This is a genomic window from Paenibacillus sp. HGH0039 (genome assembly GCF_000411255.1).
GTDB lineage: Bacteria > Bacillota > Bacilli > Paenibacillales > NBRC-103111 > Paenibacillus_F.
On record NZ_KE150413.1, the window covers coordinates 2032490 to 2059120 of the forward strand.

The following is a 26631-nucleotide window of genomic DNA, read 5'->3' on the forward strand; positions in this document are numbered from 1 at the left end:
TTCACCTCTTTATTTGGACGCAAACGGCGAATCCTAAACAAACTGGTGTATGTGCCAGGAAAAAACAGGGCATGCTAGTACAGCTTCATTTTAACAAAATGGGGGTGCTGAACATGAATTTTACGAGCCAGGATATTATTGTGATCGAAAGAGCCCTTCAGCTTGCCATCCGCAGCGAGACGAAGGAGACGAAAGCCGAGGAATACCGCGAGGTGCTTCACAAGCTTCAGCTGAGTTCGATGCAGGCTTTGCAGGAGCAGAGCGTCGTCACAACCGCCGTTCAGGATGGCATCCGCTATGATTATGACGATTCGTCGGATCTCGTGTAAACGTCACGGACCGGATAGCAGCGGGATCGGCTTCTGCCGCCAGCATACCGCTGAGCGCGGCCATCGGTGTCCCTCCTCCGGGATGTGTGGTTCCGCCCGCATAATAAAGGCCTTGAATCCGGCGGTCCGCGATGGATGGCCGGAAGAAGGCCGGTTTCAGTCCGTGGTACGCCCGCCTGTATAGGGCTCCGTACATGGAACCGCTCAATTCGGCCAGGTCTCCCGTATGGAATATCCGTTTCGCTTCCGTGTTCACGGACAAGCCTTGCAGATCCCACTGTCTCTCTAAGAGTATAGAAATGTGCCACCGGAATGGACATCTTGCTGTCCACTCCTTTTTTGCGTGCCTGCCTTTCCGGCGCTTCGATGGGCTTGCAGCTGCCGCCCTGAACGCTGCACATCTCTTTTAACAGCAACAGATAAGCGATCATCGTTAGCGTAGCCGGAGTCCGGTAAGGATAGGAGCCGACGCAGGCCACATAGCGGTTCATCATGGCCAGAAGACGCGTTCCTGGAAAAGTCATTCCTGCGACCCTGCTTCAGAGCGGCGTATTCCGGCCTCAGGTCAGGCCTTATCCGATCCGCGGTTGTACGCCGTCGGAGCCTCGGTGCATCCCGGGGAGGGAATCCCGATCGTGATGCAGGGAGCGAAGCTGCTTGACGAGGCGATGGGCAGGGACGATCTCGCCCTCGCATCCGGCGCCGGTGTTGTGCTTCACGAAAGCCCGTATAAAAACTGGGGCTTTTTTTCTTTTGCCCGGGGAGCGTATAATAAATGAGAACAGCCGTTCTAAGCAGTTGAGGTTAAGAAGGGACGCGAACCATGAGGAAGAAACAGCTTGCCGAATTAATTCAGGAACTCCGGACCGATGAAAATATAGTGAACTGGCACGAGATCGAACCCCAGGAAGCGAAAACGAAAGCCATTCCCGGAAGCGTGGATACCCGGATCAAGTCCGCTTTGGCAAAGCGGGGGATCTCGGAGCTGTACACCCATCAGCACACGGCTTATGAAACGGTGCACACCGGACAGAACATCGTGGCGGTAACGCCGACGGCTTCGGGCAAAACGCTCTGTTACAATCTGCCTGTGCTTCAGGCCATTGCGGATGACGATACGAGCCGCGCGCTGTATCTGTTTCCGACGAAAGCTCTGGCGCAGGATCAGAAGAGCGAGTTGAACGAAATCATCGGTGAAATGGGCATCGATATCAAAAGTTACACGTACGACGGGGATACTTCGCCGGCCATCCGGCAGATCGTACGGAAAGCGGGGCATATCGTCATTACGAACCCGGATATGCTTCATTCCGCCATTTTGCCGCATCATACCAAATGGGTCAGCCTTTTCGAGAATTTGAAATATATCGTCATCGACGAGCTGCACACGTACAGGGGCGTATTCGGCAGCCATGTCGCGAATGTTATCCGGCGCCTGAAACGGATCTGCAAGTTTTACGGCAGCGATCCGGTATTTATCTGCACCTCCGCCACCATTGCCAACCCGAAAGAGCTTGCGGAGCAGCTGACCGGCTCTCCGATGAGGCTCATCGACGATAACGGCGCGCCCAGAGGGCGGAAGCATTTCGTGTTTTACAACCCGCCTGTTGTGAACAAGCCGCTTAATATCCGCAGAAGCGCCGCAGCAGAAGCGAATAACCTGGCCAAGCAATTTCTGAAAAATAAAATTCAGACGATCGTTTTCGCGAGAAGCCGGGTCAGGGTGGAAATAATTCTGAGCCGAATCCAGGAGCTCGTTAAGAACGAGCTTGGGACCAAATCCATCCGGGGGTACCGGGGCGGTTATCTGCCGAAACAGCGGCGTGAAATCGAGAGAGGATTGCGGGCCGGGGAGATTTTGGGCGTTGTCAGCACCAACGCGTTGGAGCTTGGCGTAGACATCGGACAGCTGCAGGTTTGCATCATGACCGGCTATCCGGGAAGCATCGCGAGCACTTGGCAGCAGGCGGGACGTGCCGGACGCCGGCATGGAGAGGCGCTTATCGTGATGGTAGCCAGCTCTACCCCCATCGATCAATATGTAGTCCAGAACCCGGACTATTTTTTCGACAGGACGCCGGAAGCGGCCCGGATCAATCCGGAAAATTTAATTATTTTGGTCGATCATCTAAAATGTGCGGCATACGAGCTGCCATTCAAAGAGACGGAAGAATTCGGGCCCCTGGAAGTTGCCGAGATTATGGAATTTTTAGTGGAAGAACGCGTCTTGCATCACAACGGGGATACGTTTTATTGGGCCAGTCAGTCGTTTCCGGCCAATGAAATCAGCCTGCGCTCGGCTTCCCAAGAAAACGTCGTCATCGTCGATCAATCCGATGTGGCGAACGTGCGGATTATCGGGGAGATGGACCGGTTCAGCGCCATGACGCTTCTGCACGACGAAGCGATTTATTTGCACGAAGGCGTGCAATATCAGGTCGAAAAGCTGGATTGGGAGCACAAAAAAGCTTACGTGCGCGAAGTCGATGTGGAGTACTATACCGATGCGAATCTGGCTATCCAGCTGAAAGTATTGGAAATCGACAAAACGTCGGACCGGGACCGCTCTTCCCTGAACTTCGGGGATGTCACGATTAATGCCATTCCGACTATTTTTAAGAAAATCAAACTCACGACCGGAGAAAATATCGGATCGGGGCCCATTCACCTGCCGGAAGAAGAACTGCACACAAGCGCTGCATGGGTAGAACTGAAAGAACCGAATTTGGAGGTAGGCACGAAAGCCCTGGAACAAATTTTATGGGGCATCGCAAACGTGATGAAGCATATTGTGCCTGTATTGGTAATGTGCGACCGGAACGACGTTCATGTCGTTTCCCAAATTAAAGCGAACCATACCGGACTGCCGACGATTTTCCTCTACGATCATTATCCCGGCGGCATCGGCCTTGCCGAAGAAGTCTATACGCGTTTCGACGAAGTCAGAAAGGCCGCGAAAAATCTCATTCAGAAATGCCCGTGCGAAGACGGCTGCCCGTCATGTATCGGCTCCGAGATTGAAGGAATCCATGCGAAGCGAACGAGCCTACAGTTGTTGGATCAATTCTAATCTCCGCGAGTCTTCTAAGCGGTAAACTTATGAAATAAACGGAGGTGTCCGTATGGTCGCGTTAGAACCGATGTTACCCGAGCAGTTTAATGAATGGCTGCAGCTTTCCGTAAAGGAATACGCCGAGAGTAAAACAAAAGCCGGTAACGTGGCGGCCGAGAAAGCGCTGGAGGATTCGGCCCGCGAATTTAAGGAGCTGTTGCCGGACGGGTTAAACACGACGGACAGTTATATTTTTAATGCGACAGACCAGGAGAGCAATCAAATCGTCGGCACGCTGTGGATCAAAATCCGAAATGAACAGCAGGAGGTATTTATTTACGGGATTCGCATGAGTGAAGATTTTCGCGGGAAAGGGTTTGGCAAGCAAACGCTGCAGGCTCTGGAAGCTTTCATAAAAGAAAGGGGCTTTCCTCTAAAAATTTCCCTGCACGTCTTCGGAGACAATGAAATCGCCCTGAACCTCTATAGATCTGCCGGTTTCGAAGCGACCAATATTCGTATGTCCAAGGTTATCAGCGGATGAACGTTAAATACCCGTTACCCGAAAATGCCCATGTAAGGATGGATGCCCATCATGTACCGGTACCGAAACAGAAAGACTGAACACCAAACTAAAAAGCCTGTGGCTGCAGAAGAGGCTTTGGCGATCGAAACTTGTGAGTCCGGCGGTTCACAAGAGATCCGTGAATCCCGCGAGGCACGAGGACTCGCACGGTTCTTCGCGCCCGCAGCGCAGCAGGTGCACGGCCTTGGCGGGGCAGCGCCGGGAGCAGCCCGATGAGCGGGCTGCGCGACCGGCTTGCCCGGCATCTGAAGCCGGGCAAGCCGGCGGACAAGGCCGCAGCCGCACCGGAGGCGGGAGCGGAGCAGCGGCAGGCTGAGCTGACGCCGAAACAGGCGCAGCAGGGAGCGGCGGAAGGCGGCGGACTGGCCGCCTGTCCGCTGAGCGAGTCCGCCACAGAGCCGGCGGTGGACTCGGCTGCCGGCCCGGCCCGCGAGCCCGCAGCTTGGCCCGCCGTCGCCGGCAATGCGCCAGCTGGGGGCCACGGCTATGCCGGGCACGCCGCCAGCGGCTCCCCGGGGGACGCGCGGCCCGGCAGCGGGCAGGAGGGCGAGCCTGCCGCTGCCGCAGCGCCGGCCCCGGCACATCCGGAGGCGGCAGCGTGGGCGAAGCTGGGTGCGGAGCTGTACGAGTTCCCGGCAGGGTCCTTCGTACGGCGCGTATGCACCTACCCGATGGATGCCTACCATGGCCGGTACCGGCTTGACGCGCTCCATGAGCATGTCCGGGAGTTCGGGGCGTTCCACCCCGAAGCGGAGCCGGTCGATGCGGAAGGCCTCCTGTTCTTCGATACGGAGACGACCGGTCTCGGAGTCGGGGCGGGCAATGTCGCCTTTCTCGTAGGCATCGGTTATTACGAAGCCGGCCGTTTTGTCGTCGAGCAGCTTTTTATCCGGCATCCGGCCGAAGAGCGTGCGATGCTGGCTTATCTGGAGGAGAAAATGGAGCGGTTCACCCATATCGTCTCTTACAATGGGAGGACCTTCGACTGGCCGATTTTGCAGAACCGGTTTATTCTGAACCGGATGCGGCCGGACATCGACCGTTTGCTGCATCTGGATCTGCTGCATCCTTCCCGCAGCTTGTGGAAGCATTCCATGCCGTCCGTACGGCTGGGCAAGGTGGAAGAAGCGCAGCTCGGGTATGCACGTGAAGACGACGTTTCCGGAGCGTTCGCTCCCGAGTTGTATGTTCTGTATCTGGCCGAAGGCAAGACGGACGTGCTGCGGGGCGTCTTCGTCCATAACGAGCGGGATATAGTGTCCCTTGCGGCATTATCCGCTCTGATTACACGGTATTTGGCCGATGAAGAGCCTCTGGAGCCAAAATCGCCCGGAGACCTGTTCCGTCTGGGCCAGTGGCTGCTGAAAATGAACCGCCTGCCTTCTGCCGAGAAGATCCTGGAACTGGGATTTTCCAGACTGCAAGAGCAGGGGGAAGAGGGGCATACGGTCAGCGCGGATCTGCTTCTCCGTTACGCGGCTTACTATAAAAAAGCCGGTGTCCGCGATAGAGCCGTCGAATTGTGGACCCGGCTGATTCGTCAGGCGGGATCGGCGGCTGCGGCGCCGGTGGAAGCCTATATCGAGCTCGCGATGCACTACGAGCACGGATGCAAAGATTATGCGCTCGCGTTGGAGTTGTCGCGCGAAGCGCTGGATGTCCTGCGCCAAAGACGCAGGCTCTTGCGGCGCAGCGAGAAGGCGGCCGACGAAGAGCGGCGGATCGCGCACCGGATCGAACGGCTGCAGCGCAAACTCCGGGATTGCGGCAAGTCCGTTTCGGAGAGAAAAGCATCCGCTAAAGCCGCTATTCCGTCCAAGCCCCCCGGCCAAGCCAGGTCCGCCAAGCCGTCCGGCAAGCCCCGGCCCGCTTATGCGGCCGACAGTTTGTTCGACGTGTCCCGGAACCCCGGCTGAAACCGGCGGGCAGCGTCCCGCCACAAATTACCGCGGAATATAATTCCGCAGTCCGATTTTTCTAAACGTCATTCCCGTTTACGGGCAGGGCGTTTTCCTTTTTTTATTGGCTATGTTAAACTTTGTTGTTGATATTTGATATATACGAACTAATGTTCTATAATTAGGGTGATATCACTGTTCGGAGATGATGTGACAAGATGTTAATCGTTTGGAAGGAATTAGTAATTCTTGACAGAATAAATTATGAAGATGATCCGGTAATAAATTTGTACACATAAGGAGATAAAACTATGGAAAAAAACAAATTACTAAGAATGGACAATGTTGGCATCGTTGTAGAATCTCTTGATAACGCAATCTCTTTCTTCGAGGAGATTGGCTTGAAGCTCGAAGGGCGAGCTACTGTCGAAGGTGAATGGGCTGGTCGCGTAACCGGGCTGGGTTCACAGTGTGTAGAGATTGCTATGATGGTTACCCCAGATGGCCACAGCCGAATTGAACTTTCGCGATTTCTCACCCCGCCTACTATATCAGATCACCGAACTGCTCCTGTAAATGCCCTCGGTTATCTACGCGTCATGTTCACCGTTGAAGACATTGACGAAATGGTATCCAGACTCACTAAGTATGGTGCTCAGCTCGTTGGCGAAGTGGTTCAGTACGAGGACTCGTATCGGCTCTGCTACATTCGTGGAAATGAAGGACTTCTAATCGGTTTGGCGGAACAACTCGGTAATAAATAAGTGACGTTTAAAAGAAGACTTAACTGAAATATACATGACTAGAGTAAAAATAGAAACAGAAAAGCAGTGTGAAAGTATCTCGAAGAAGTCGGGTGCATCATATAAACACCGCATTCACGCTCCGGGTCCGGGCGACCTTCGGTCCCGGAAACAAGGAACGAGGAAGTAATTGCAGGGACACATCCGCACCGACTAACCGCATCGCGGCCGGCAGCAAGCTGCCTTAACTCAGTGAGACTTCGTGATGTATGAACTTTAACGGAAATCAAAGCAAAACCAAATTAAAGGGAATCAACTAACGGGTACGATAGCTCAACAAACCGCCTCTTCAACGAGGCGGTTTTCTTATCGTAAAGATCAACATCAGGATTTAACATAGCCTTTTTATTAAATAAAAACGGAGAATGTTTGCCGATGGGTCATCGATCCGGTGCTGGAGGCTGCGTTTTCGCTGAGTTCGCTGGCCCTCGGAGAAAGCCAGGGCAGGTCGTCCCGTTCCGTCTGCCCTAGGGTCCCGAGCCCGGAACGCGAATACCGCCGGGCTGCGGACCGATCAGACCGCGCCCGTCGTGTCGGCCTTGGTCATCCGTAGCCTCCATTCGGATAACGGAAAAGGAAGAGTAACGCCTGGCGCGGACCGTCTATCACGGTCCGCGCTGTTTTTTTGCGGGCGGGCTGAAGAAGAATCTGACGTTTAAAGGGGGGAGAGCACGGACATACCAGTAAGAAGCCGGAGAAAGGATGTGGCCTTATGCCCGAATGGCCCGAAATGGAACATTATCGGCAGGAATTGAACAAAAGGATTCAAAACCGCACGATCAGCGGGATTACCGTAAATAGACCGAAATCGCTGAACGTGCCGGAAGAAGAGTTTCGCGCGGCCGTCCTGGGAGCGGTTGTGGAGCGCGTGGACCGGAGGGCGAAGCAGCTCGTTTTCGTGTTGAGCGGAGAACGCTATCTGCTCCTTCATCTTATGCTGGGCGGAATGATGGTTCTCGGCACGGAAGCGGACAAGCCGGACCGGACGACGCAGATCGAGCTTCACTTCGGGGAGACGGCGCTTTATTTTATCGGGCTGAGGCTCGGGTATCTGCACCTGTACGGCAAACAGGGACTGGAAGCGGAGCTGGCATCTCTGGGACCGGAGCCGTTTGACGCGGATCTGACCGCCGCCCGGTTTGCAGACATGCTGAAAACCGGCAAGGGCAATCTGAAAACGTGCCTGACCGATCAGCACTGGCTGGCCGGAATCGGCAACTGCTATTCCGACGAAATTTGCTTTGCTTCGGGTCTCCTGCCCTCCAGACGTCCGGCTGCTTTGGATGAGCACGAAGCGGCCCGTTTGTACACGTCCATGCGCAGCGTCCTTACCGAAGCGCTCAGAGCAGGGGGCTACATGGAAATGCCTCTCTACGATGGGGATGAGCGGACGGGCGGCTTCAACGAGCTGTGCCGTGTCTACGATCGGGGCGACGAACCGTGCGTAAGATGCGGGAACCCGATTGTGTTTCAGACGCTGTCTTCGCGTAAATGCTTCTTTTGCGGCAACTGCCAGACATGATAAGCGGAGGGGGAGAGAAGAACCATGGCGCGCAAAAAGAAAAAAGATCTTCACGTCGGAGCTCATATCAGCACCCGAAAAGGGTTTTACCAGGCCGCAGTGACCGCTTCCGCAATCGGAGCCGGGGCTTTTCAATATTTTCCGAAAAATCCCCGCAGCCTCATTCTTAAAACAAACATAGACTGGGACGACGCCCGGCGGTGCGCGGAATATTCCCGGGAGAACGGCCTTCTTTCCATCGGGCATGCGCCGTATCCAGTGAATCCGGCCGTGGCAGACGGCCGGCAGGACGTGATGGTGGAAGCGATGCTCAACGCGCTGGAGATTGTGGATGCGTGCGGTTCCGTAGGTCTGGTCGTGCATTTCGGGAAGTTTTCCGGAAAAGATCCGTTACAAGGCTATAAAAATATAATACAATGTACGAATAAGACGCTGAGCCAGTGGCGGGGCAGCGCGCTTCTCCTGCTTGAAAACCAGGCCGGCAGCGGTTCCCAGATGGGCACGACCATGGAGGAACTGGCCCGGATCAGACAGCTTTCGGAATATCCGGACAAAATCGGTTTCTGCCTGGATACCTGTCACGCGTTTGCGGCAGGTCTTTGGCACGGGGACGATTGGGACAAGGTGGAGAAAAGAGGCGGCGAGCTCGGGTATTTCGACCATTTGAAGGCCGTGCACCTCAACGATTCCCTCTATCCCCACGGCTCCGGCAAGGACCGTCACGCCAATATCGGCGACGGGTATATCGGCCTGGAAGGATTCAGATCCTTACTGGCTTCGGATACCGTGCGGGGGATTCCGCTTGTGCTCGAAACGGGCAGCGGCCCGGACGGTACGCACAGGAAAGAGATTGCGCTAGTCAAGCAGACAGCCGGGGCGGCGGGAAAGGAATCCTGATGAAGATTCACGTTTTTTTGGACGATCAGCGCAGATGTCCGGCCGGTTTTACTCTTGCGCGTAATGTGGAGGAATGCCGGCTGCTTTTGCAGGAATGCGAGGTGGACATCCTGTCGCTTGATTACGATTTGGGCTGGGACGAATCCGGGTGGGATATCGTAGCCTGGATGATCGGGACCGGCACTTTTCCGGCCCGCATTTATTTGCACACGTCCAGCTTGGAAGGCCTGAACCGGATGTACCAGGCTTTGTACGCTTCGGTTCCTTCCGCAACCTCTCTTCATCCGGGACCTCCGCCTGCCGGTTTATTGGCCGAGCTTGCCGGGGGCTGACTCATTTATACGTTTTTTTAGAGAAGAGAGGAGTCTTCGACATGATTCATTTGACCGATATTCATTTTATACGCGAAGAACGGCATATCCTGCAGGATGTATCTTTTCATGCGGAAAAAGGCGAGCACTGGGTTCTGCTGGGCAAGAACGGGTCCGGCAAAACGACGCTCCTTGAGCTCATGAACGGCTACCAGTTTCCTTCCAGGGGCAAAGTCGAGGTGCTGGGCAACCGATACGGACAAGTCGACGTGCGCGAAGTCCGCAAGCGGATCGGCTATATTTCCCAGTCTCTGTTTGAGAAAATGAATCTGGCGGATACGGTGTGGGAAGCGGTAGCGACCGGCGAGTACGCCTATCTGCGCTTTTACCAGGAAATTCCCGAAGATGTGAAAAAGAAAGCGATCGGCATGCTGGAAAGAATCGGACTGCCGCATGTCGCGATGCAGTCGATCGGAACGCTTTCGCAGGGCGAACGCAAGAAAGTAATGCTGGCCCGTTCCATGATGCAGAAACCGGAACTCCTGATTATGGACGAGCCCTGCTCGGGGCTGGACCTTTACGAACGCGAAAAGCTGCTGGCGGCGATCCGCGAATTCAGCGATCAAGAGATGACTGTGCTCTACGTCACGCATCATATCGAAGAAATCATCCCGATGTTTACGCATGTCGCGCTGATCGAACAGGGACGGATCATTGCGGCCGGACCCAAGGAAGAAGTACTGACGCCGGAACATCTCTACCAAGCTTTTCAGGTTCCGCTCGAAGTGGAGTGGTTCCGCAATAGACCATGGATAAAGGTGCTGTAAGGAATGACAGAACATGATTCGACTACAAACACGGCCCGCCTCATCGGCACGGCCAACCGCGGGTTCGCCCAGCATGCTCAGGAAGAAATCCGGCGGCTTATACCCGGCGTGAAATTCCGGACGCTTGTTCCGACGGAGACGTTTCTGGCGGAAGCGCCCGGAAGCTGGGACGAAATCTCGGCAGCCATCCGGGCGCAGGAGCCGATTTTTCTGCGGCATATGCAGCCTGTCCAGGGGGAGCGCGCTTTGTCCGGAACGGACGAGGATATTTTGGCCGCCGCGGAACTGGCGTCCGAACTCGGCCGTCTGCACGCCGGAAGCAGCTCCACGGTCCAGGTGAGAATGGCCGACGGCACGGAAGTGCCTTACGGCGCCTCCGATGTCCGCGCGGCTTGCGAGATCGCGATGGGCGAGGCGACGGGGGCGGAGACGCTGGTGCGTCATGCGGACAAGATCCTTTCGGTCTATGTCGGGCATCAGGCGGTTTATGCCGGGGTCTCCGCACCGGAAGAGAATTTGTCCGACTGGAGCGGCGGCGCCATCCGCTTTCAGCGCGAAGAGAACCAGGTCTCCCGCGCGAAATTCAAGCTGCTCGAGGCAGAGCGCAAGTTTCATCTGCATTTTGCGGATTTCCGCAAAGCGGTCGATGTAGGCGCGGCTCCCGGCGGCTGGACTTCGCTGCTGCTGGAGCGTGGGCTTCACGTGACCGCGATCGACCCGGCCAAAATGCATCCGAGTCTCATCAAGCACCCGCGGCTTACGTATCACGGGAAGAATGCCGCGGACGTGAAGCTGCGCCAGGACGAGTTCGATCTGCTCGTCTGCGATATGAGCTGGAGCCCGCGGCAGATGAGCCGGCTAATCCTCGATCTCCTTCCAGCGCTGCGAAGCGGGGGTACGGCGATCATCACGGCGAAACTGATGCACAAAAAACCCTTTCAGACGGTGAAAGAGTTGAAGCAGGATTTTGAAGGGCAGTTGGAACTGCGGCAGGCGAAACAATTGTTTCACAACCGTGAAGAGCTTACGCTTTATTTTGTCAAAAAATAATCCTGCCGGAGTCATTCGGTGTTCATCATTCGTATGATCCACGTACAAAGAGTCGTCAGGCAGCCCCAGACCAGATAAGGCAGGAGCAGCCAGGCGGATTCTTTCGATAGCGGCGCGGTCAGAATTAGCATCCACCAGCCCGTAAGGGCGGCGATCATGCTGTCTGCCAAAGCCAGCCCGAAACTTTTTGCTTTGAAAAGAAAAAAGCCATAGGCCTGGCCGGCTAAATAATGGAGGATCACAACGAAAATCCAGGCGATCCCCACATTTTGAAATCCGCCCGTTTTTACGTAGACGAGTGCGACGGATGCGGCCATACACGCGTGCATAAATCCTCTTGCGCTGACGATTAGTTGTCCGGAAGGAGCCCATGCCGGTTTTTTGACGGAAGAATACCACCGGATATCGGCAGGAAAAAGAGCGGCGGACAAGAGAAAGAGTCCGTACGTGACAACGGCGGCCAGCATAAATGGGTAGAACAAAAAGGCACCCCCTCCCGGATTGTTTGTCCATTAGTATAGGTATATGGGAATGCGGGACAGGTATGCCTGTAAAAAATGAAAAATAATCGTTGACCATCTGGGTAATTATGGTATAATTAGCGGTAATTAAACAAGCGGATGCACAAAAGCGGAAGCACCGCTGATGTGGAAGAACACGTTTCTTCCTGTCAGTGGTGCTTTTTTGTGTTCATTTCCGGTACTAAGCGAGGTGAACGATGACACGACAAACCAAATGGCGTATCGCGCTTGCCGCAGGCGTGTCCGGCGCGGTGCTCATACTTGGCGGGATCGTACAGTGGAATGGCTGGTAAGGAGGCTGAAAGATGAAAAGGATGCTGATCTTGATCGGGCCCGACAAGGAATTCGCGTCCGCAATGGAACGGTTTATCCGGGAAGGGGAGTACCGTGACCGGCTGGATATCCGGTCGGTTACCCATTGCGAGCACGCCGGAACGTTTGTGGAGCAAAACAGGGGGGAGCCCCTGCTGATCCTTCATGCGGAATCCATTGCGGATGAAGAGGTCATCCGTTGGCTCGGCGAGGGACATAACGGCCTTGTTTACCGTTTTTCGGAGATCCCGGAACGCACGGATTTGCCGGCCGGGAACCGGATATACCGGTATCAGCCGTTTCGAACGATGCTCAGAGATTTGCTGCTGCGCGCGGCCGAACAAACCGGCGGTACCGGACTCGGGAGGACCGGATTCCGAAGCGGCCGTACGAGCGTTCTCGCCTTGTATTCGGCTTTTGGCGGAAGCGGTAAAAGCGTTCTTGCGCTGAATATGGCGGCGCAGCTTGCCGCACAGGGAAAGAAGGTTCTGTATATGTCTCTGGAAGCGGTGAGTTCTTCCGCACTGCTGATGAAGGACGGCCCGCCGGATTCCTTTTCGCGGCTTCTTTATGCGTGGAGGAAGTCCCCGGACCGGACTGCGGACTATGCGGATCTGCTTCAATGCCGTCATCCCGCTTACGGATTCGATTATTTGGCTCCTCTGCCGAACATCCGGGAAGCGGACGAATTGCAGGCGGAGGACGTGAGCGGGTTGGTCCGGCACATAGCCGACAGCGGGATTTGTGACGTCCTGGTGCTCGATCTGGACAGTGCCGTCCAGCCGAGGACCTTAGGCGCCCTGCAGGCCAGCGATATCGTCGTGTGGCTGGTTACTCAAGACGCGCACGCTTTGTACAAAACCCGGAAAGTCCAGGATGCCATGAAGTCCATATGGTCCATGGAATCCTGCGCAAGCAAAAGCTTATTTGTTTTGAACAAATATACGGGAGGAGATTTTGGCTTGGCAAAGGAATATGACGTTGCGATATTCGAAACGCTTCCTTATATTCCTGCCTGGAAGAGCGTTTCGGACCCCGCCGACTGGCTCGGCGAGCCTGTTTTTGCCGCTCAAGTCGGTCATATGCTGCGCAGGTTTTCCGAGGGGGCTGAGGCGTTGTGAATGAAGAATGGGTTCGTACGTTCAAGGAAGCCGTCAACGCCCGTCTGGATCCGACCCAGTCCACTTCGGACGAAGAATTGATGGAATTGATCGAGGAGGTGGTGCTTCGGGAAACAGGGGACGGACGGCTGACGGCAGGAGAAAAGTGGGAGATGGTGCAGCGGATTTTCCACTCCTATCGCGGTCTTGATATTTTACAGCCTTTAATCGACGATGCGTCCGTAACGGAAATTATGATCAACAGCCACCGGGATATTTTTATCGAACGTGACGGGCGGGTCAGCCGGAACGAAGCCCGGTTCGAGAGCCGGGAGAAACTGGAGGACATCATCCAGGCCATCGTCGCCAAAGTGAACCGGACCGTGAATGAAATGTCGCCGATCGTAGACGCCAGACTGCAGGACGGTTCCCGTGTCAATGTGGTGCTCCCCCCTGTGGCGCTGCAAGGCCCGACGATGACGATCCGTAAGTTTCCGGCACAGCCGCTGACCATGAGCGATCTGATTGCCGTAGGAGCGTTGACGCAGGAGGCAGCGGAGCTGCTCGGCGTTTTTGTGAAAGCGAAATACAACATTTTTATCGGAGGGGGCACCGGTTCCGGCAAGACGACTTTTCTTAACGCTCTATCTCAGGGAATACCGGCGGACGAGCGGATCATCACGATTGAGGATTCGGCAGAACTGCAAATCCGCACGGTTCCTAATCTGGTGAGCCTGGAAACGCGTAACGCAAATACCGAAGGCAAAGGCGGAATCGGCATCCGGGATCTGATCCGATCTTCTCTCAGGATGCGACCGAACCGGATTATCGTCGGGGAAGTCCGCGGAGCTGAGGCGCTGGATATGCTGGCGGCCATGAATACCGGACATGACGGAAGCTTTTCCACGGGGCATTCCAACTCAACCGCCGACATGCTGAGTCGTCTGGAAATGATGGTGCTCAGCGCGGCGGACCTTCCGGTGGAGGTAGTCCGCAAGCAAATCTCGTCGGCCATAGATCTCATGGTTCATTTGTCCCGGATGCGGGACGGCTCCCGTAAGGTTGTTGAGATCAGCGAGCTGGCTGGACTAACCAATGGCGAAATCCTGTTGAACCCGTTGTTCCGGTTTGAAGACCAAGGGGAGGATGAGAACGGCAGAGTGAAAGGGAAGCTGATCTATACGGGGAATCCGCTCGTTCACGGCTGGAAAAGCCAAATGGCTGGAGTGGAACTTCCGGACTGGATCGCCCGTGAGAAGGAGGCGGCGTCATGATGCTCCCGGTTGCGGCCTGTCTCGCAGGGTTGGTTCTCTGGCTTGTTTTATTGACGCAGGATAGAAGAAAACGGCGGAAATTGGCGAAGAGAGGCGATAATGGCGGGCATGAGGGGAGTAGACAGCAGTCCCCGAAAGCAAATCCCCCTCCTGAAAGGAAAACGGCGGCACGCCCTGCTCCCGCGGGCCTTACGGATTACGGCAGCTACCGGATGACGGTCCGGGAAATGCTGCTGACGTCCGGCTTATTCGGACTGGTTTTTGCGGGGATCGCGTACATTTTTTACAAGGAGCCTCTGCTTGCTCTGCTTTGCGCGCTGCTCGGCTTGCTGGTTCCCCGCTTCCGCAAAGTATGGCTGATAACCGGGCGGAAGGCGAAATTGATCCTTCAGTTCAAGCAGGCTCTGTACTGCATGTCCACGTCTCTTACAGCCGGAAGGTCCGTAGAAAATTCATTCCGCGAAGCATGGAAGGATCTTCAGCTGCTCTATCCCGATCCGAACTGCTTGATTGTCCGGGAATTCGAAATCATCGTAAGGCGGCTAGACAACGGAGAACCGATTGAACATGCCGTTGCGGATTTTGCGGTACGGGCACAGTGCGACGATATTACGAATTTCTCCGATGTGTTCACGACCTGCAAGAGAACGGGCGGCAATCTGGTGGAGGTCATCCGCCGAACTGCCGGCATTATCGGAGATAAGCTGGACATTGAGCAAGACATTTCGGTTATGGTGGCCCAGAAAAAACTGGAATCGCGTGTTCTTCTTGCCGCTCCCGTTTGTATGGTCGCTGTACTCAGTTTCAGCTCCCCCGACTATATGGCCCCGCTGTACAGCGGGGCGGGACCACTCATTATGACGGGAGGACTGCTTGCTCTGGGAGGCTGCTTGTGGCTGACCGGCAAGATTATGGACATAAAGGTGTGACGACATGCTTGTACTGCTGTGTTTAAGTATGGGTTCGTTTTTGGTGCTGCTGCTTTTGTACGTCCTGGGCTCCAGGCGTTTTAAAGATGTGAGGTCGGACTATCCCTGTACGCTGCACATGAAAAAGCTGGCTCCCGCGGGCCTTTATGCGGTTGAACGGTTCAAAACCATGGAGCGTTTCCCGGATGCGGGCGTCCGGATTATGCAGCGGATCCGTTCGCTTTACGGTCATAAGGATACGCTGGTCATGGCCAAGCTTGTGATGGGAGACATGCTTCTGACCTCACTGCTCGTTCTGCTGTTGAGCGGCCTGCTGGGAATTGCGGGAGGCGGAGACCCTGCTGTCGCTCTCCTGGGTCTGCTGGGCGCCGGTTTGACTCCTTTGCTCATGCTGAGACAACTCGATCAGCAAATCAGGCTGCGAAAACGCCGGATTGTTATGGAGCTTCCGGAAGTGCTGAGTAAGATGATTCTGCTCATTAATGCCGGTGAAACCGTCCAGAAGGCGCTTATCCGCAGTGTGGATATATCGCGGGTGGCGGCATCCCCGCTGCATGCCGAGTTTGGGCAAGCGGTGCGTGAGCTGGAAATGAATGTTTCGCTTCCCAAGGTGCTCGAAGATTTGAGCAAACGGTGCGCCATGCAGGAAATGGCACTGTTCACAACGACGATTTTGCTGAATTACCGGAGGGGAGGAGAAGATTTTCTGGTCGCTCTTCGTTCGCTCGCGAAGGAATTATGGGACCGCCGCAAGGCGGAGTCCCGCAAGCTGGGCGAGGAGGCTTCCTCGAAGCTGGTGTTCCCTATGGTTGCTATTTTTCTGGTTGTCATGATTATCGTTGCTTCGCCGGCCGTTCTGTCCATAAACGGCTGACGGATAAACCGATCCACACTTTTTGGGAGGTCATAAACAATGAAAAGCCGATTACAGATGTCCATGATTCGTTTCTGGAACGACGAAGAAGGGCTGGGAACGCTTGAAATTTTGCTCATCGTCGCCGTACTCATAGCCGTAGCCGTTATATTCCGGAAGTGGATTATTAAATGGTTCAACGAACTGATTGGTAAAGCGGACACGGAATTTAACAATTCCAAAAGCGATGATGCCATTAAAGCGCCGTAGCTGGATGCTCACGGAAATACGGAAATACGGGGTCCGGATTCGCTTGTTCCGTTCCCAATCCGGTAATTTTACCCTGGAAGGGACTTTGCTGTTTCCGGTAGTGATCTTAATTACTTTAACCCTTATCATTTTCGGCATGTTTGTGTACAATCGGGTCGCCCTGCAGCAGCAAGCCGGCGTCGCTTCCGAAAGAGCCGCGTTTTCGTGGAACAACAGCCGCAAAGATCCTGTGACAGGAGCTTTTACACCGGAAGCCGGTGACGGGCTGTACTGGCGTTTGACGCAGGACGGCATCCTCGGCATTTTCGGCTACAGCGGAAAATCTTCGGTTGTCCAAGTTCCAGGCACATCTGATGGAAGCGGTCCTGCGGGTAAACTGTCGCGTGCGGCCGCTCTCCTTCCGCCGGGGGTTCATGGCTCGATGTCTTACGTGAATCACATATGGGAACGGAAAGTTTCGGCCGAGCTGGAAGAGCCTTTCCGCACGCGTTCCTTTCTGCCCGGGAACGTCATACGCGATCAAGTGAAGGGTCAAGGCGCTTCCCACGTAGTGGACCCCGTGGAACTGATCCGGACTGTTGATCTGACCCGCAGCTATATCCCGGCGATAAAAAATCGCATAACTGCCTCAAAGGCCAGAGAAGTGCTGACCGAGCCCGCACCCGAGGCTATCCCTCCGACAAGCGTCATTACGAGCGAAGCGCAGGCAAGCGCTTATATCCGGAAACTGGTCAGCGGACGGAAAACGGAGGTGATTACCCCGGAGGGAGATAAAAGAACGATTGACGCTTTGGATGCCGGCGGTACGGCACATCTTGCTTTCTACACGTTCAATGAGAAGAACCTTAAGGAACAAATGCGTAAAGACGTTCTTCTGAAAAAGGAGGGGACACAGGTTAAAGGGATCGTGTGGCACTTTTTCAAAACCAAGTCGGGAAAGGCGCCTTCACAAGCTATCCAGCGGGAGCTGGCTCAGAACGGCATCTCCGTCATTTTGCATGAATAAATCAAGGGCGGCCTCGGCTGCCCGGAAAGGAGCGTGTTTTGAGAAGCTTCTATAACTCCGAGACGGGTACCGTTTCTATTTATTTGATCATTATTCTCGTCCCTATCTTTTTTCTGCAAGCGGTTCTGATCGATTTCGCACGGGTAAAGGCCGCTGAAAGAGAAGCGGATACGGCCGCAAGGGCCGCGGTCCGTTCCGTTCTTTCGGCATTTGATACGGAGCTTCAAAAATACGGACTGTTCGGACTTACCGGAGAGCCGGAAAGTTCGAAATCCCTTTTCAGCACGATATTCAAAGAAAATCTTTCCGGCAGTTCAAGCGGTGGTTTTTATAAAATGCTGGATACAAAGCCGGAAGAGGGGCGCGCGTCACTGACCTCGCTATACACGCTTGCCAATCATCCCGTGTTTAAAGAACAAATCCTTGAACATATGAAATACACCGCACCGATCGAATTCGTGCTGGAGATAACGGATAAGCTTCAAAAACCCGGTGCGGTCAAAACGCTGGCAAACGGCTCGGCATACGCCAAAGAAGCGGAGAAAATCGAAAAACTGCTTGCCAAACGGGAAGAATCGCTCGATCGGGCATGGGCGGAAACGGTCAAGCTGAAGGAAGAGCTGAATGGCCGGCACCATACATATCGGGCACGAATAACCGAGCTGAACCGCCTTTCGGAGCTGATCGGCTTAAACACCGCGGACGGGGTAAGGTCGCAAATCAAAACCTTGGAAGAACAAATCCGCTCGCTCTCGGACTCCATTTCAAGTTTGAACGGCTCCCTTGCAGCTGCTGCCGCAGCAGGACCGGAAGCGGCCGCCGCCCTTCAAGGGATGATGGACCGCATCCGTTCGCTTCAGGACCAGCTGACCGAACTGCAAAGCAGGCTTTCCGATCTGAAGACGCTGCTTGAAAATATTGTGAAATACACCGCCCTTCTGGCGGCAACCAAGCTTGAAATCGTCAGTGACGACGAGAAAGTACAAAATCTGCAAAAATCCGTTCAAGAGCTGCTCGGTGAAGCGAAGAAAGCAAACGATGAGTTAAACACGGAGCTAAAACGCGTATCATCCGCTACGGGTAATGAACTTAAAGCCTTCGAAGCGTTCAAAGGCTTGAAACTTCTTAGTGAAGACGATTTCCGTACCTATCAGACAGGAATCGCTTCAAGTGCGGCATTGTTCAGCGGTTTTCGCAGCGGCATCGGAAGCACTAATCTATTCACGAACGCCAACGCTCAAAAAATACACGCCGCAAACGATGCCTACCAGGCCCAAATGGATGAAACCTACAAAAAACAGCTTGTCATTGAAACGGAGCGAACCAAGCGAAACGAAACGATCCGTAAAGAAAAAGAAAAGCAGCGCTCGAAAATACAAGAGGTGTTGAATCGGGCCAAGCAGGCGATGGGAGACTGCGGCACGGATCAGACGGCTGGACCGGTTTCGACTTTCTACGAGACTTTGGAGGAGAAAGGGGAAGACGGATTATACCGAAAATACATGACTCTAAACGAGAGTCCTTCGAATGCCGGCGGCAGCCCGGTGTACGATCTGGAGGGCAAGCCCGACACGGAAATTCAGCATGCCATGAGTTTGCTGGAGCGGCTTGGCCAAACGGGGGAAAGTATCCGCAATGAGCTGTTCATAAACGAGTATGCCTTGTCTCAGTTTAACTATAGAACCTACGGGCGGGAATTGGACGGATCGGGGCAGCCAAAGCCGCTTCATGCGTTATCCGAGCCGTCAGGCCATAAGCTTCCAGGCCAAGAAGTCGAGTATTTATTGTACGGATTCAATACGTGTGCCAAAAACATGTCATCGGCTTATGGTGAAATGTTCGCTTTCCGTTTTGCAGTCCGGATCGTGGAAGAATTGATGGATCCGAAAAACGAACTGCTTCAGGCAGGTTCTCCGCTGCTTGTACTGCTGGCCAGTGCTGCCGAGGCAGCCGTCAAAGCTCTGGCGGATATGGACAGCTTAACCGAAGGAAAAGCAGTTCCGATATCAAGCAAACTGACGAACCCTTTGTTTACTTTCACTTATAAAGACTATTTGCGGATATTTCTTCTCCTGCACAGCTCTGACTCGAACCTGTTGGCGCGCCTTCAATCCTTGATCGAACTGAATACAGAGCGGACGTTGGATCACGCTGTAACTTACATACAGGGGTCCGCTGAATCCTCCGTATCCTTATGGTTTTTGCCGGGGTTAATGAAACTGATGAACGGGACGGGCATTTCTTCCTGCGAAGTAAGAGAAAACCGGTGCCGCTTTATCAGTCGTGCGGATTTGGCATATTAGATAACACGCGAACCGAACAGGACGGGAGCGATGCGTATGCGCATGTTTAGAAAAAGCGAGCAAGGGGGAATGGTGCTGGAAGCGGCGCTTATTCTGCCGATGTTCGTCGGTTTTATCGTCGCCCTTATCGTATGCATCCAGATAGCGGTAGCGGATATGGCGCTGCGGTCTGCGGTAAGTGAATCTACGAAGGTTTTGGCCGCGGGGCTTTATCCGGCGGAGGTACTGTACAGACAGGGTGAACAATCATTCGACCAGACGGCTCTCGCATCAGGGGCTCAGAATGTAGTTGATACTCTTCAAAACTTAAGAGAACAAGCCGCGCAAGCGGGAGAATTTATCGACTCGGTTGAAGCCTACATCCCGGATCCGGTAGTCGGACTTTTGGCATGGGTTCGCCAAGCGGGTGAAAGCGGTGTGGATGGGGCAAAGGAAGCGGCAAGTTCGGCACTGCGTGATGCCATGAAGCCGGTTGTGTACAGTTTTGCGGACAAACGGATTCTGAAGAAGGACCGGTTCCGCATCGACGGGGTGACACTACCCAGTTTAACGAACCGGGAACGGGCTTATCTCGGATTCGAAGTTACCTATGATTTCCCCCTTGCCGTTCCTTTCTTCAACCGTACGCTTGTTTTGAAAAAGAAAGCGCTGGAGCGGGTCTGGCTGGGCGCGTAAAAGGAGACATCACTATGGAGGAGCTGCTGCTTTCTCTTCTTATTCTGGCCGCGTTTGTAACCGATGTACGAAAATCGATTATTCCGAATGTCTTGACTGCCGCAGGTGCCGGTACCGGAATGATGTACCATCTTCTTACAAATGGCTGGAGCGGACTTGTTTTTTCTTTGGCGGGCTGCACGACCGGTTTTATTGCGCTTTTTATTTTGTATGCGGCAGGGGCGCTCGGTGCGGGGGACGTTAAGCTGTTCGGGGCGATTGGAGCTTTAACGGGCGGGGTCTATGTTTTTACGTGCGCGCTCTATTCTTTATTATTCGCGGGAGCGATCGGCTTGTGCTTGCTTCTTGCGAGAAAAGAAGGAGTCAAACGGCTCGGGCGCTTATTCGGCGGATTGGCCCTATGTTTGTTTCTTAAAGATTTGTCGTTCTGGAAAAGCATGAAACAAAGTGATCAACTGCGGTTTCCTTTTATGTATGCGGTACTGCCGGGGGTTCTGGCTGCTTACTGGTACGGAAACCTTGCTTTTTAACAGAAGCCCGTCAGAGATGTGAAAGGATGAAGCTATGGAAATATTCGGATTGCAGGCAAGCATACGGTTGTCGCAAGGCAGATGGCTGGAAGTGGGCTTGGAAGAAGAGCTGAACATTGAACGCCTAGCGCCCGTGCAGCTAAAGATGCTTGCAGAAAACCCTATTCCGCGGGTACTGCCTTTGAAAGTGGAAGAGATCAATAGTCATGTCAGGTTGCTCTATAACCTGGCTTCAAGACGGTCTCTGGCAGCTATCCTTAAAGAGCGCAGTCCAGATCCCGCCGGATGTCTTCAACTGCTGCACGAAGCGGCGGCTTGTGTAAGCGATAGCGGCAATTTTATGCTAAATGAGGCCCAGTTTGTGGTGGATAAAAATTACATGTATATCGAAAGTGGCTGGGCAGACGTCTCACTGCTGTGCCTCCCTATAAAGGAAATTCCGGTTGGATTTGCCTCCGTTATGTGGAGTGCGCTTGTTCGAGACTTGGGCAGCCGGCTCATAGCGAAAGATCGTGGAAGTCTCGAGAGACTTGCCAAGTATTGTGAGCGTGAAAACTTCTCCGTTCGAGAATTTAAAAGGCAAATCTATCTGGAAATAAGTGGGTGCGGGCTAAGTGTTAAGGAAGACAGCGGGAAAGGAGGTGTGGAGTCGGACTCGATTGTTCGAAGTTCAACCGTACCGGACTCGAAAATGCAGGACCCTGCACAGTTCTGTGAGCGGAGCATTTATGCGTTTTCTGTTTTGCAGAAGCCAGGGGAAGGTAGTCCTGTAACGGAACCGCTGCAGCTTCACAAAGAAAGTAACGATGTTGGTGAGGGGCTTTTGCGAAGAGAGAGCGCACATATGCCCCGAGACAGGATTGGGTCGCCTCAGAAGCTTATGGGTGAAAACCGTTCAAATCCCAAGCCGCGCGGTGCTGCAGAGAAGTTTATCCGAAGACGTCAACAAATTGCTGCGGACGGCTCCGATTATCCTGTGCCTGTCGAAGGGAACTATACGGCTTCTGCTTCTGCCGCTTTGAACTATGCGTATCCGGTCTCGCCGGACAAGGCCGCTTCCGCTGCGAGTCCCGATTTGACTCCGGCAACCTTTGCAGTAGGTTCATCCGCAGCCGCTTCCGGAGCGGTAACCCGCTTTTCCGCGAGCGCTGAGGTAAATCCCACCGGCACCGGAGAGCCTGTTCTCCGTACGGCAGCTTCGCGTACCGCCTCACCGCCAACTGCAGCTCCAATCGCTGCGGCGCAAACCCAACCTGCTGCGGCTGTTGGGCAAACCGCGCCGCAGCCTGCTGCGGCTGTGCCGCTCAGCCGGCGGCAGACCGGCTCCGGCGTGCAGGCGGCCGGGCACCCGCCGCAGCCTCACGCCGCGCCGCAAGCCGCGCTCGCCGGAGCGGCTGCCTCCGCGGGACCGCTTCCCGGGTCCCGCGGCAAAATCCTCGCGCTGGGAGGCGCATTCCTGATCATCGGGATGATCTGGAACGCTTATTTCAGCGCGCCCGGGCCCCCGCTGCTGTACATCAGCAGCGGAGCGACGCTGCTGGTGCTGGATGCCGCTTACGTACTGCTGGCTATCGGCCTTCCGGGCCGACGCAGCAGCCAGTTGAAAGAAGCGGCACCCTCCGGCAGCAGCCCGTATCCGCCTGCGGCGGAACAGGAGCCGGTGTCGCTCGAGCAGTACTACGCCGGATTGGGCGAACGTACGACGCTTCTGGCTCCGCCGCTATCTGCGGTGAACAACGCGGATGAAACCGTTTATCTCGGCGCTGAGTCAGCCCCGCCGCATGCGAAGTTCCGCCATCCCGTGCTCGAAGTGATGCGGGAAGGCCGGAAGGAAACGATTCTGCTCGACACGGATTCTTTTATTATCGGGCGTGGGGAAGGAGATGCCGACTATATCGAAGATGTACTCGGAATCTCGCGGATTCACGCGCAATTTTTGCGGACGCCGGGAGGTTATGCGGTCAAAGACCTCGGTTCGCGAAACGGTACGTTTCTAAACGACGGGATGCTCGTTCCTTATCAAATGGTCGCTTTGAAAGACGGGGATGTGGTGCGGATCATTCACACCGAGTTTACCTTCCGATTTGGCTGACCGGTTCCGGTCATGGAACGATAATGGTATAATGGACGGGTTATTGAAGAAACGGGAAAGAGGAGAATGTCCAATGATTACACATGTCGTGTTTTTCAAGCTTAAAGACCGCAGCCCGGAGTCCGTCGAACAAGCAAGAGCCAAGCTGCAGAACATGGAAGGCAAAATTTCCGAACTGCTGCATATCGAAGTGGGCGCGGATGTGATCCATTCCGAACGTTCTTATGACTTGGCTTTGATTACAAAGTTTAACTCGCTTGAAGATCTCAAAGCTTATAATGTGCACCCCGTCCACCAGGATGTGCTCGCCTATATGGGCGAAGCCAAAGACGGCGTCGCTCCCTGCGTAGACTTTGAAAGCTAATCTATTCAAAAAAAATCAGGTAACACTCGTAAGAACTTGCCGTTTTTCGCGGCAGGTTCTTTTTATGGTGCAGCCGTCGGCAAAACACTCGATGTGAAAGTCATGGCTGCCATCTTCTCTAGGTGAGCGGATTCCTATGTACCGAAGTCATTCAACGCCGGAAGCCTCTTTCCGACTAGCGCAATGCCACTGCAACGCCATCTGAAGTAACACAACAGCATAAAGCTTTACTGCAGAATCCCTTTATTTTAATGCTGCCGAAGGATTACCCGATGCCTTACTTCAATAAACCGTCCAGCAATCGTCCCGCTTAGTTTCCCCCACGCCTTCTGTATTATGAATCCTTACTTCTACCCGGAGCACTAGGCTCCTAGCCGCCTGTTTTTTCGCAAAAAAAAAGCGGCCGGTTCCGGGTCAGGAACGGGCCGCTTTTCAAAGCTGCATTAGATTGAATTGTAGGATCAAATTATAGCCTTAAATTGTATATTCGCATTCGTGCATTTGCAAAATCGAATTAGTTCGCGATAAACTCTTGAACCCATTCGCCGTTATAGTAAGCGACTCCGATTTTCGTAAAGTTCGGGCTCAAAATGTTTTCACGGTGACCCTGGCTGTTCATCCACGAGTTCATCACATCCTGAGGAGTGCGCTGTCCTTTGGCGATGTTTTCACCTGCATACGTATAGGAGATGCCATAAGATTTCATCATATCAAATGGAGATCCGTACGTCGGAGAGTTGTGATCGAAATAGTTGTTTGTATACATATCCTTCGCTTTGTCCAATGCCATCGCGGCAAGCGCGCTGTCGGAAGCGAGCGGTTTTAATCCCGCTTTGGCACGTTCTTGGTTCACCAGCGTTACGACCTGATCCGCGAATTCCGATTGGGAAGCGGCCGGTTTTTCAGCCGGTTTCGGTGAAGGTGTCGCGACAGGTGCGGACGGCTTGGTTGTCGGTTTCGGCGTGCTTACGGGTGCCTGAGTTTCCGGAGCGGGCTTGCTCGGTTTTGCCGGTGGTGCAGAAGGTTTCTGGGCTTCCGGTTTCTTTTCGGGCGCGGTTGGCGCGGCCGGTGCCTCGGCAGACGGTTTTTCCCCAGCGGGAGGCGCTGCCGGTACGACGATCTGCATGCCTTTCCAAATGAAATTCGGATTTTTCAACTGCGGATTCGATGTAAGAAGAGAGGCGAGATCAATGCCGTATTTGTTCGAAAGGGTCGCGAGTGTGTCCCCGCCGGAAACGTTGCACGGCTCGGCGGATGCGGATGCGGCGCCTGCTCCGAAAACGGACGTAAGGGCAAAAACACCAACGAGAGTTGCTTTTTTGATAGATTTCAAAGTAAAATCTCTCCTTTTTTCGGCCTGCGAGGTTAGCTGACGGATTCGGGTCAAAGAGCAATCACCCGGCCATGAGCATCATGGCTTCACCCCAAGAATGGGTTCCCCCGTGCTTCCGGAGAAGCTTCGGCCTTGTTTTTTTTGCTTTCTGTCTGAGAAGAGGAGCCTGCATGATGCGCTGCTCTGCACTCTCTCCCGGAAGAAGCCTTTTAATCCTAGCATGCGATTTGCTAGATTTCACGGGACAAAGTTTTCCAGCCGCGGCCGGATTGTTTTTCCGGAAACGGGTTTATCGTTTGAAAACAACGGGGAAACAGTGTAGTATCACCAGTAAGAGAACGCTTTTGAAGGCATGCCAAATTGGCGTAAAATTCCGGAATTTACAGTCTTTTTTATGGGGATTTGCAAGATTGTAAATAAGTGAGATCTTTAAAAGGAACTTCCCCGGTTAATTTTTCGGCAAAACCGTCCGGACAGATAGAATCCGGCGGATACGCGACAATTTGGGTTGATGGATAGAGGAATTATCGGGGTATTAAGTAGAAGCAAGCTTTTACATAGCGCTCAGAAACGGAAACCGGCCGCCGGTCAGGCGGAGAGCTTTACCTTTGAACGGTTTCGTTTGCAGAGCGACACTACTCGTACCGGGATGGAAAAGGAGAGGTTGAGTTTATGGAGCAAGTAAACAGAACGTATCTGCTGGAAGTGCTGGACATGCTTTTGCAAACGCCAAGCCCGAGCGGATACACCCACCACATTATGGATAAAGTGAAGGCGGAGGCCGAGAAGCTGGGTTACAAGCTGGAACTGACGAATAAAGGCTGCGGCATCATTACGATTCCGGGCAAACGGAGCGATTACACGATCGGGCTCTCGGCTCATGTGGATACACTCGGGGCGATGGTGCGGTCCATCAAGGACAACGGGCGTCTGCGCCTCACGTCGGTAGGCGGTTTTATGATGGCTGCCATCGAAAACGAGTACTGCCGCGTTCATACGCGCCAGGGACTCAGCTATGAAGGCACCATTTTAACGACTAAGCCTTCGGTTCACGTTTTTCCGGATGCGAGAGACCACAAGCGCGTCGAGGAGAACATGGAAGTTCGCCTGGACGAACTGGCTTTCAACAAGGAAGAGGTACAGAAGCTGGGAATTCGTGTCGGGGATTTCGTGTCATTCGAGCCGCGGGTCCGCATGCTGGAGAACGGGTATGTCAAGTCCCGTCATCTCGACGATAAAGCGAGCGTGGCCGCCCTGTTCGCTCTTATGGATCTTCTGAAGAACGAGCTGATCGAACCGGCCTGCACCGTTAAAATCATTGTGACTACTTACGAGGAAGTCGGCCACGGGGCTTCCTACATCCCGGCCGACATTGATGAGCTCCTTGCCGTCGACATGGGAGCCATGGGGGACGATCTGACCTGCACCGAGCAGGACGTCTCCATTTGTGCAAAAGATTCCAGCGGCCCTTACGACTACGCGATGACCTCTCAGCTTATCCGTCTTGCGGAACATTCCGGGATCCGCCACGTGGTGGATGTGTACCCGCAGTATGGTTCGGACGCTTCGGCGGCGCTCCGCGGAGGCAGCAACATCCGTGCGGCGCTGATCGGCCCCGGCGTTCATGCCTCCCACGGCATGGAACGCACGCATGTGGACGCCATCGCGGGAACGGCCTCTCTGCTGCTGCAATACATTCTGCACCCGGCCGCGGCAGCGAGCGACCCCGAACAGCCGGAAAATCCGGTCAGCCCGGTTTAAATCCGAAGAAATCGATTTTACATCCGGCTGGTC

The 26631-nt window shown here is 54.2% G+C and carries 24 protein-coding genes, 2 pseudogenes and 1 riboswitch; of the genes and pseudogenes, 24 read left to right on the forward strand and 2 right to left on the reverse strand.

The features are described from left to right. The first annotated feature begins 71 nt into the window (after nucleotides 1-71). From HMPREF1207_RS23715 to HMPREF1207_RS23770, 11 genes and pseudogenes are all read left to right on the forward strand, one after another. Nucleotides 72-329 carry a hypothetical protein gene (locus HMPREF1207_RS23715; RefSeq protein WP_009672477.1) on the forward strand — a complete coding sequence of 86 codons (258 nt, stop codon included), beginning with the start codon at nucleotides 72-74 and terminating at the stop codon, nucleotides 327-329. Between the two features lie 522 nt (nucleotides 330-851). Beyond that, a pseudogene (locus HMPREF1207_RS30810) lies at nucleotides 852-1009 on the forward strand (phytoene desaturase family protein); the annotation flags it as partial. 143 nt (nucleotides 1010-1152) lie between these two features. After that, nucleotides 1153-3399, forward strand: a complete 2247-nt coding sequence (locus HMPREF1207_RS23725) for a DEAD/DEAH box helicase (RefSeq protein WP_009672531.1) — start codon at nucleotides 1153-1155, stop codon at nucleotides 3397-3399. A 52-nt stretch (nucleotides 3400-3451) separates the two neighbouring features. Continuing rightward, on the forward strand, nucleotides 3452-3925 hold the full coding sequence (locus HMPREF1207_RS23730) for a GNAT family N-acetyltransferase (protein WP_009672487.1): 474 nt from the start codon (nucleotides 3452-3454) through the stop codon (nucleotides 3923-3925). 254 nt (nucleotides 3926-4179) lie between these two features. Continuing rightward, complete coding sequence (locus HMPREF1207_RS23740; protein WP_009672383.1) at nucleotides 4180-5883, forward strand: ribonuclease H-like domain-containing protein; 1704 nt, start codon at nucleotides 4180-4182, stop codon at nucleotides 5881-5883. A gap of 293 nt (nucleotides 5884-6176) precedes the next feature. Continuing rightward, nucleotides 6177-6629, forward strand: a complete 453-nt coding sequence (locus HMPREF1207_RS23745) for a VOC family protein (protein WP_009672504.1) — start codon at nucleotides 6177-6179, stop codon at nucleotides 6627-6629. Between the two features lie 751 nt (nucleotides 6630-7380). Continuing rightward, entirely contained in the window at nucleotides 7381-8190 is an 810-nt protein-coding gene (locus HMPREF1207_RS23750) for an Fpg/Nei family DNA glycosylase (RefSeq protein ID WP_009672553.1), read from the forward strand. Nucleotides 8191-8214: 24 nt separating this feature from the next. Beyond that, on the forward strand, nucleotides 8215-9087 hold the full coding sequence (locus HMPREF1207_RS23755) for a deoxyribonuclease IV (RefSeq protein ID WP_009672451.1): 873 nt from the start codon (nucleotides 8215-8217) through the stop codon (nucleotides 9085-9087). Further along, nucleotides 9087-9419 carry a cyclic-phosphate processing receiver domain-containing protein gene (locus HMPREF1207_RS23760; RefSeq protein ID WP_009672522.1) on the forward strand — a complete coding sequence of 111 codons (333 nt, stop codon included), beginning with the start codon at nucleotides 9087-9089 and terminating at the stop codon, nucleotides 9417-9419. Before HMPREF1207_RS23755 ends, HMPREF1207_RS23760 begins: the two co-directional genes overlap by 1 nt. Nucleotides 9420-9460: 41 nt before the next feature. Continuing rightward, nucleotides 9461-10225, forward strand: coding sequence for an ABC transporter ATP-binding protein (locus tag HMPREF1207_RS23765; protein WP_009672456.1), 765 nt, complete (start codon nucleotides 9461-9463; stop codon nucleotides 10223-10225). Nucleotides 10226-10228: 3 nt separating this feature from the next. Further along, nucleotides 10229-11275 carry an SAM-dependent methyltransferase gene (locus HMPREF1207_RS23770; RefSeq protein WP_009672497.1) on the forward strand — a complete coding sequence of 349 codons (1047 nt, stop codon included), beginning with the start codon at nucleotides 10229-10231 and terminating at the stop codon, nucleotides 11273-11275. Between the two features lie 11 nt (nucleotides 11276-11286). Here HMPREF1207_RS23770 and HMPREF1207_RS23775 read toward each other — a convergent pair whose 3' ends face one another. Continuing rightward, a complete protein-coding gene (locus HMPREF1207_RS23775) occupies nucleotides 11287-11757 on the reverse strand; it encodes a TspO/MBR family protein (protein WP_009672472.1) in 471 nt (156 codons plus the stop codon). A gap of 344 nt (nucleotides 11758-12101) precedes the next feature. Here HMPREF1207_RS23775 and HMPREF1207_RS23780 point away from each other — a divergent pair, with 344 nt between their 5' ends. From HMPREF1207_RS23780 to HMPREF1207_RS23830, 12 genes and pseudogenes are all read left to right on the forward strand, one after another. Further along, nucleotides 12102-13229, forward strand: coding sequence for a hypothetical protein (locus tag HMPREF1207_RS23780; protein ID WP_009672558.1), 1128 nt, complete (start codon nucleotides 12102-12104; stop codon nucleotides 13227-13229). Further along, nucleotides 13226-14482 (forward strand): CpaF family protein, encoded by a 1257-nt coding sequence (locus tag HMPREF1207_RS23785; protein ID WP_009672438.1) that lies wholly within the window; start codon nucleotides 13226-13228, stop codon nucleotides 14480-14482. Before HMPREF1207_RS23780 ends, HMPREF1207_RS23785 begins: the two co-directional genes overlap by 4 nt. After that, nucleotides 14479-15411, forward strand: a complete 933-nt coding sequence (locus tag HMPREF1207_RS23790; RefSeq protein ID WP_009672444.1) for a type II secretion system F family protein — start codon at nucleotides 14479-14481, stop codon at nucleotides 15409-15411. The genes HMPREF1207_RS23785 and HMPREF1207_RS23790 overlap by 4 nt, the downstream gene beginning before the upstream one ends. 4 nt (nucleotides 15412-15415) lie before the next feature. Continuing rightward, entirely contained in the window at nucleotides 15416-16285 is an 870-nt protein-coding gene (locus HMPREF1207_RS23795) for a type II secretion system F family protein (RefSeq protein ID WP_009672505.1), read from the forward strand. A gap of 39 nt (nucleotides 16286-16324) precedes the next feature. Next, complete coding sequence (locus tag HMPREF1207_RS23800) at nucleotides 16325-16534, forward strand: Flp1 family type IVb pilin (RefSeq protein WP_009672424.1); 210 nt, start codon at nucleotides 16325-16327, stop codon at nucleotides 16532-16534. A gap of 4 nt (nucleotides 16535-16538) precedes the next feature. Beyond that, entirely contained in the window at nucleotides 16539-17540 is a 1002-nt protein-coding gene (locus tag HMPREF1207_RS23805) for a TadE/TadG family type IV pilus assembly protein (RefSeq protein ID WP_009672369.1), read from the forward strand. 38 nt (nucleotides 17541-17578) lie between these two features. Further along, nucleotides 17579-19843: a hypothetical protein gene (locus tag HMPREF1207_RS23810; protein WP_009672461.1), complete on the forward strand. Its 2265-nt coding sequence runs from the start codon at nucleotides 17579-17581 to the stop codon at nucleotides 19841-19843. A gap of 36 nt (nucleotides 19844-19879) precedes the next feature. Continuing rightward, complete coding sequence (locus HMPREF1207_RS23815) at nucleotides 19880-20518, forward strand: hypothetical protein (protein WP_009672427.1); 639 nt, start codon at nucleotides 19880-19882, stop codon at nucleotides 20516-20518. Between the two features lie 14 nt (nucleotides 20519-20532). Further along, entirely contained in the window at nucleotides 20533-21048 is a 516-nt protein-coding gene (locus tag HMPREF1207_RS23820; protein WP_009672535.1) for an A24 family peptidase, read from the forward strand. 145 nt (nucleotides 21049-21193) lie between these two features. Beyond that, a pseudogene (locus tag HMPREF1207_RS30395) lies at nucleotides 21194-21472 on the forward strand (DUF6382 domain-containing protein); the annotation flags it as partial. 456 nt (nucleotides 21473-21928) lie between these two features. After that, a complete protein-coding gene (locus HMPREF1207_RS30400) occupies nucleotides 21929-23140 on the forward strand; it encodes an FHA domain-containing protein (RefSeq protein ID WP_231392173.1) in 1212 nt (403 codons plus the stop codon). A gap of 73 nt (nucleotides 23141-23213) precedes the next feature. Further along, on the forward strand, nucleotides 23214-23504 hold the full coding sequence (locus HMPREF1207_RS23830; protein ID WP_009672411.1) for a Dabb family protein: 291 nt from the start codon (nucleotides 23214-23216) through the stop codon (nucleotides 23502-23504). A 514-nt stretch (nucleotides 23505-24018) separates the two neighbouring features. Here the strand turns inward: HMPREF1207_RS23830 and HMPREF1207_RS23835 are convergent. Further along, nucleotides 24019-24837 (reverse strand): CAP domain-containing protein, encoded by an 819-nt coding sequence (locus HMPREF1207_RS23835; RefSeq protein WP_009672491.1) that lies wholly within the window; start codon nucleotides 24835-24837, stop codon nucleotides 24019-24021. Nucleotides 24838-24843: 6 nt separating this feature from the next. After that, a riboswitch (cyclic di-AMP (ydaO/yuaA leader) is annotated at nucleotides 24844-24979 on the reverse strand. Between the two features lie 530 nt (nucleotides 24980-25509). On the opposite strand from HMPREF1207_RS23835, the gene HMPREF1207_RS23845 reads away from it, so the two are divergent. Next, nucleotides 25510-26598: a M42 family metallopeptidase gene (locus tag HMPREF1207_RS23845; RefSeq protein WP_009672382.1), complete on the forward strand. Its 1089-nt coding sequence runs from the start codon at nucleotides 25510-25512 to the stop codon at nucleotides 26596-26598. The last annotated feature ends 33 nt before the right edge of the window (nucleotides 26599-26631 follow it).

Coding starts and splice junctions, on each gene's coding strand:
- HMPREF1207_RS23715 (WP_009672477.1), top strand. CDS start 72: ATGCTAGTACAGCTTCATTTTAACAAAATGGGGGTGCTGAACATGAAT.
- HMPREF1207_RS23725 (WP_009672531.1), top strand. CDS start 1,153: ATGAGGAAGAAACAGCTTGCCGAATTAATTCAGGAACTCCGGACCGAT.
- HMPREF1207_RS23730 (WP_009672487.1), top strand. CDS start 3,452: ATGGTCGCGTTAGAACCGATGTTACCCGAGCAGTTTAATGAATGGCTG.
- HMPREF1207_RS23740 (WP_009672383.1), top strand. CDS start 4,180: ATGAGCGGGCTGCGCGACCGGCTTGCCCGGCATCTGAAGCCGGGCAAG.
- HMPREF1207_RS23745 (WP_009672504.1), top strand. CDS start 6,177: ATGGAAAAAAACAAATTACTAAGAATGGACAATGTTGGCATCGTTGTA.
- HMPREF1207_RS23750 (WP_009672553.1), top strand. CDS start 7,381: ATGCCCGAATGGCCCGAAATGGAACATTATCGGCAGGAATTGAACAAA.
- HMPREF1207_RS23755 (WP_009672451.1), top strand. CDS start 8,215: ATGGCGCGCAAAAAGAAAAAAGATCTTCACGTCGGAGCTCATATCAGC.
- HMPREF1207_RS23760 (WP_009672522.1), top strand. CDS start 9,087: ATGAAGATTCACGTTTTTTTGGACGATCAGCGCAGATGTCCGGCCGGT.
- HMPREF1207_RS23765 (WP_009672456.1), top strand. CDS start 9,461: ATGATTCATTTGACCGATATTCATTTTATACGCGAAGAACGGCATATC.
- HMPREF1207_RS23770 (WP_009672497.1), top strand. CDS start 10,229: ATGACAGAACATGATTCGACTACAAACACGGCCCGCCTCATCGGCACG.
- HMPREF1207_RS23780 (WP_009672558.1), top strand. CDS start 12,102: ATGAAAAGGATGCTGATCTTGATCGGGCCCGACAAGGAATTCGCGTCC.
- HMPREF1207_RS23790 (WP_009672444.1), top strand. CDS start 14,479: ATGATGCTCCCGGTTGCGGCCTGTCTCGCAGGGTTGGTTCTCTGGCTT.
- HMPREF1207_RS23795 (WP_009672505.1), top strand. CDS start 15,416: ATGCTTGTACTGCTGTGTTTAAGTATGGGTTCGTTTTTGGTGCTGCTG.
- HMPREF1207_RS23800 (WP_009672424.1), top strand. CDS start 16,325: ATGAAAAGCCGATTACAGATGTCCATGATTCGTTTCTGGAACGACGAA.
- HMPREF1207_RS23805 (WP_009672369.1), top strand. CDS start 16,539: ATGCTCACGGAAATACGGAAATACGGGGTCCGGATTCGCTTGTTCCGT.
- HMPREF1207_RS23815 (WP_009672427.1), top strand. CDS start 19,880: ATGCGCATGTTTAGAAAAAGCGAGCAAGGGGGAATGGTGCTGGAAGCG.
- HMPREF1207_RS23820 (WP_009672535.1), top strand. CDS start 20,533: ATGGAGGAGCTGCTGCTTTCTCTTCTTATTCTGGCCGCGTTTGTAACC.
- HMPREF1207_RS30400 (WP_231392173.1), top strand. CDS start 21,929: ATGGGTGAAAACCGTTCAAATCCCAAGCCGCGCGGTGCTGCAGAGAAG.
- HMPREF1207_RS23830 (WP_009672411.1), top strand. CDS start 23,214: ATGATTACACATGTCGTGTTTTTCAAGCTTAAAGACCGCAGCCCGGAG.
- HMPREF1207_RS23845 (WP_009672382.1), top strand. CDS start 25,510: ATGGAGCAAGTAAACAGAACGTATCTGCTGGAAGTGCTGGACATGCTT.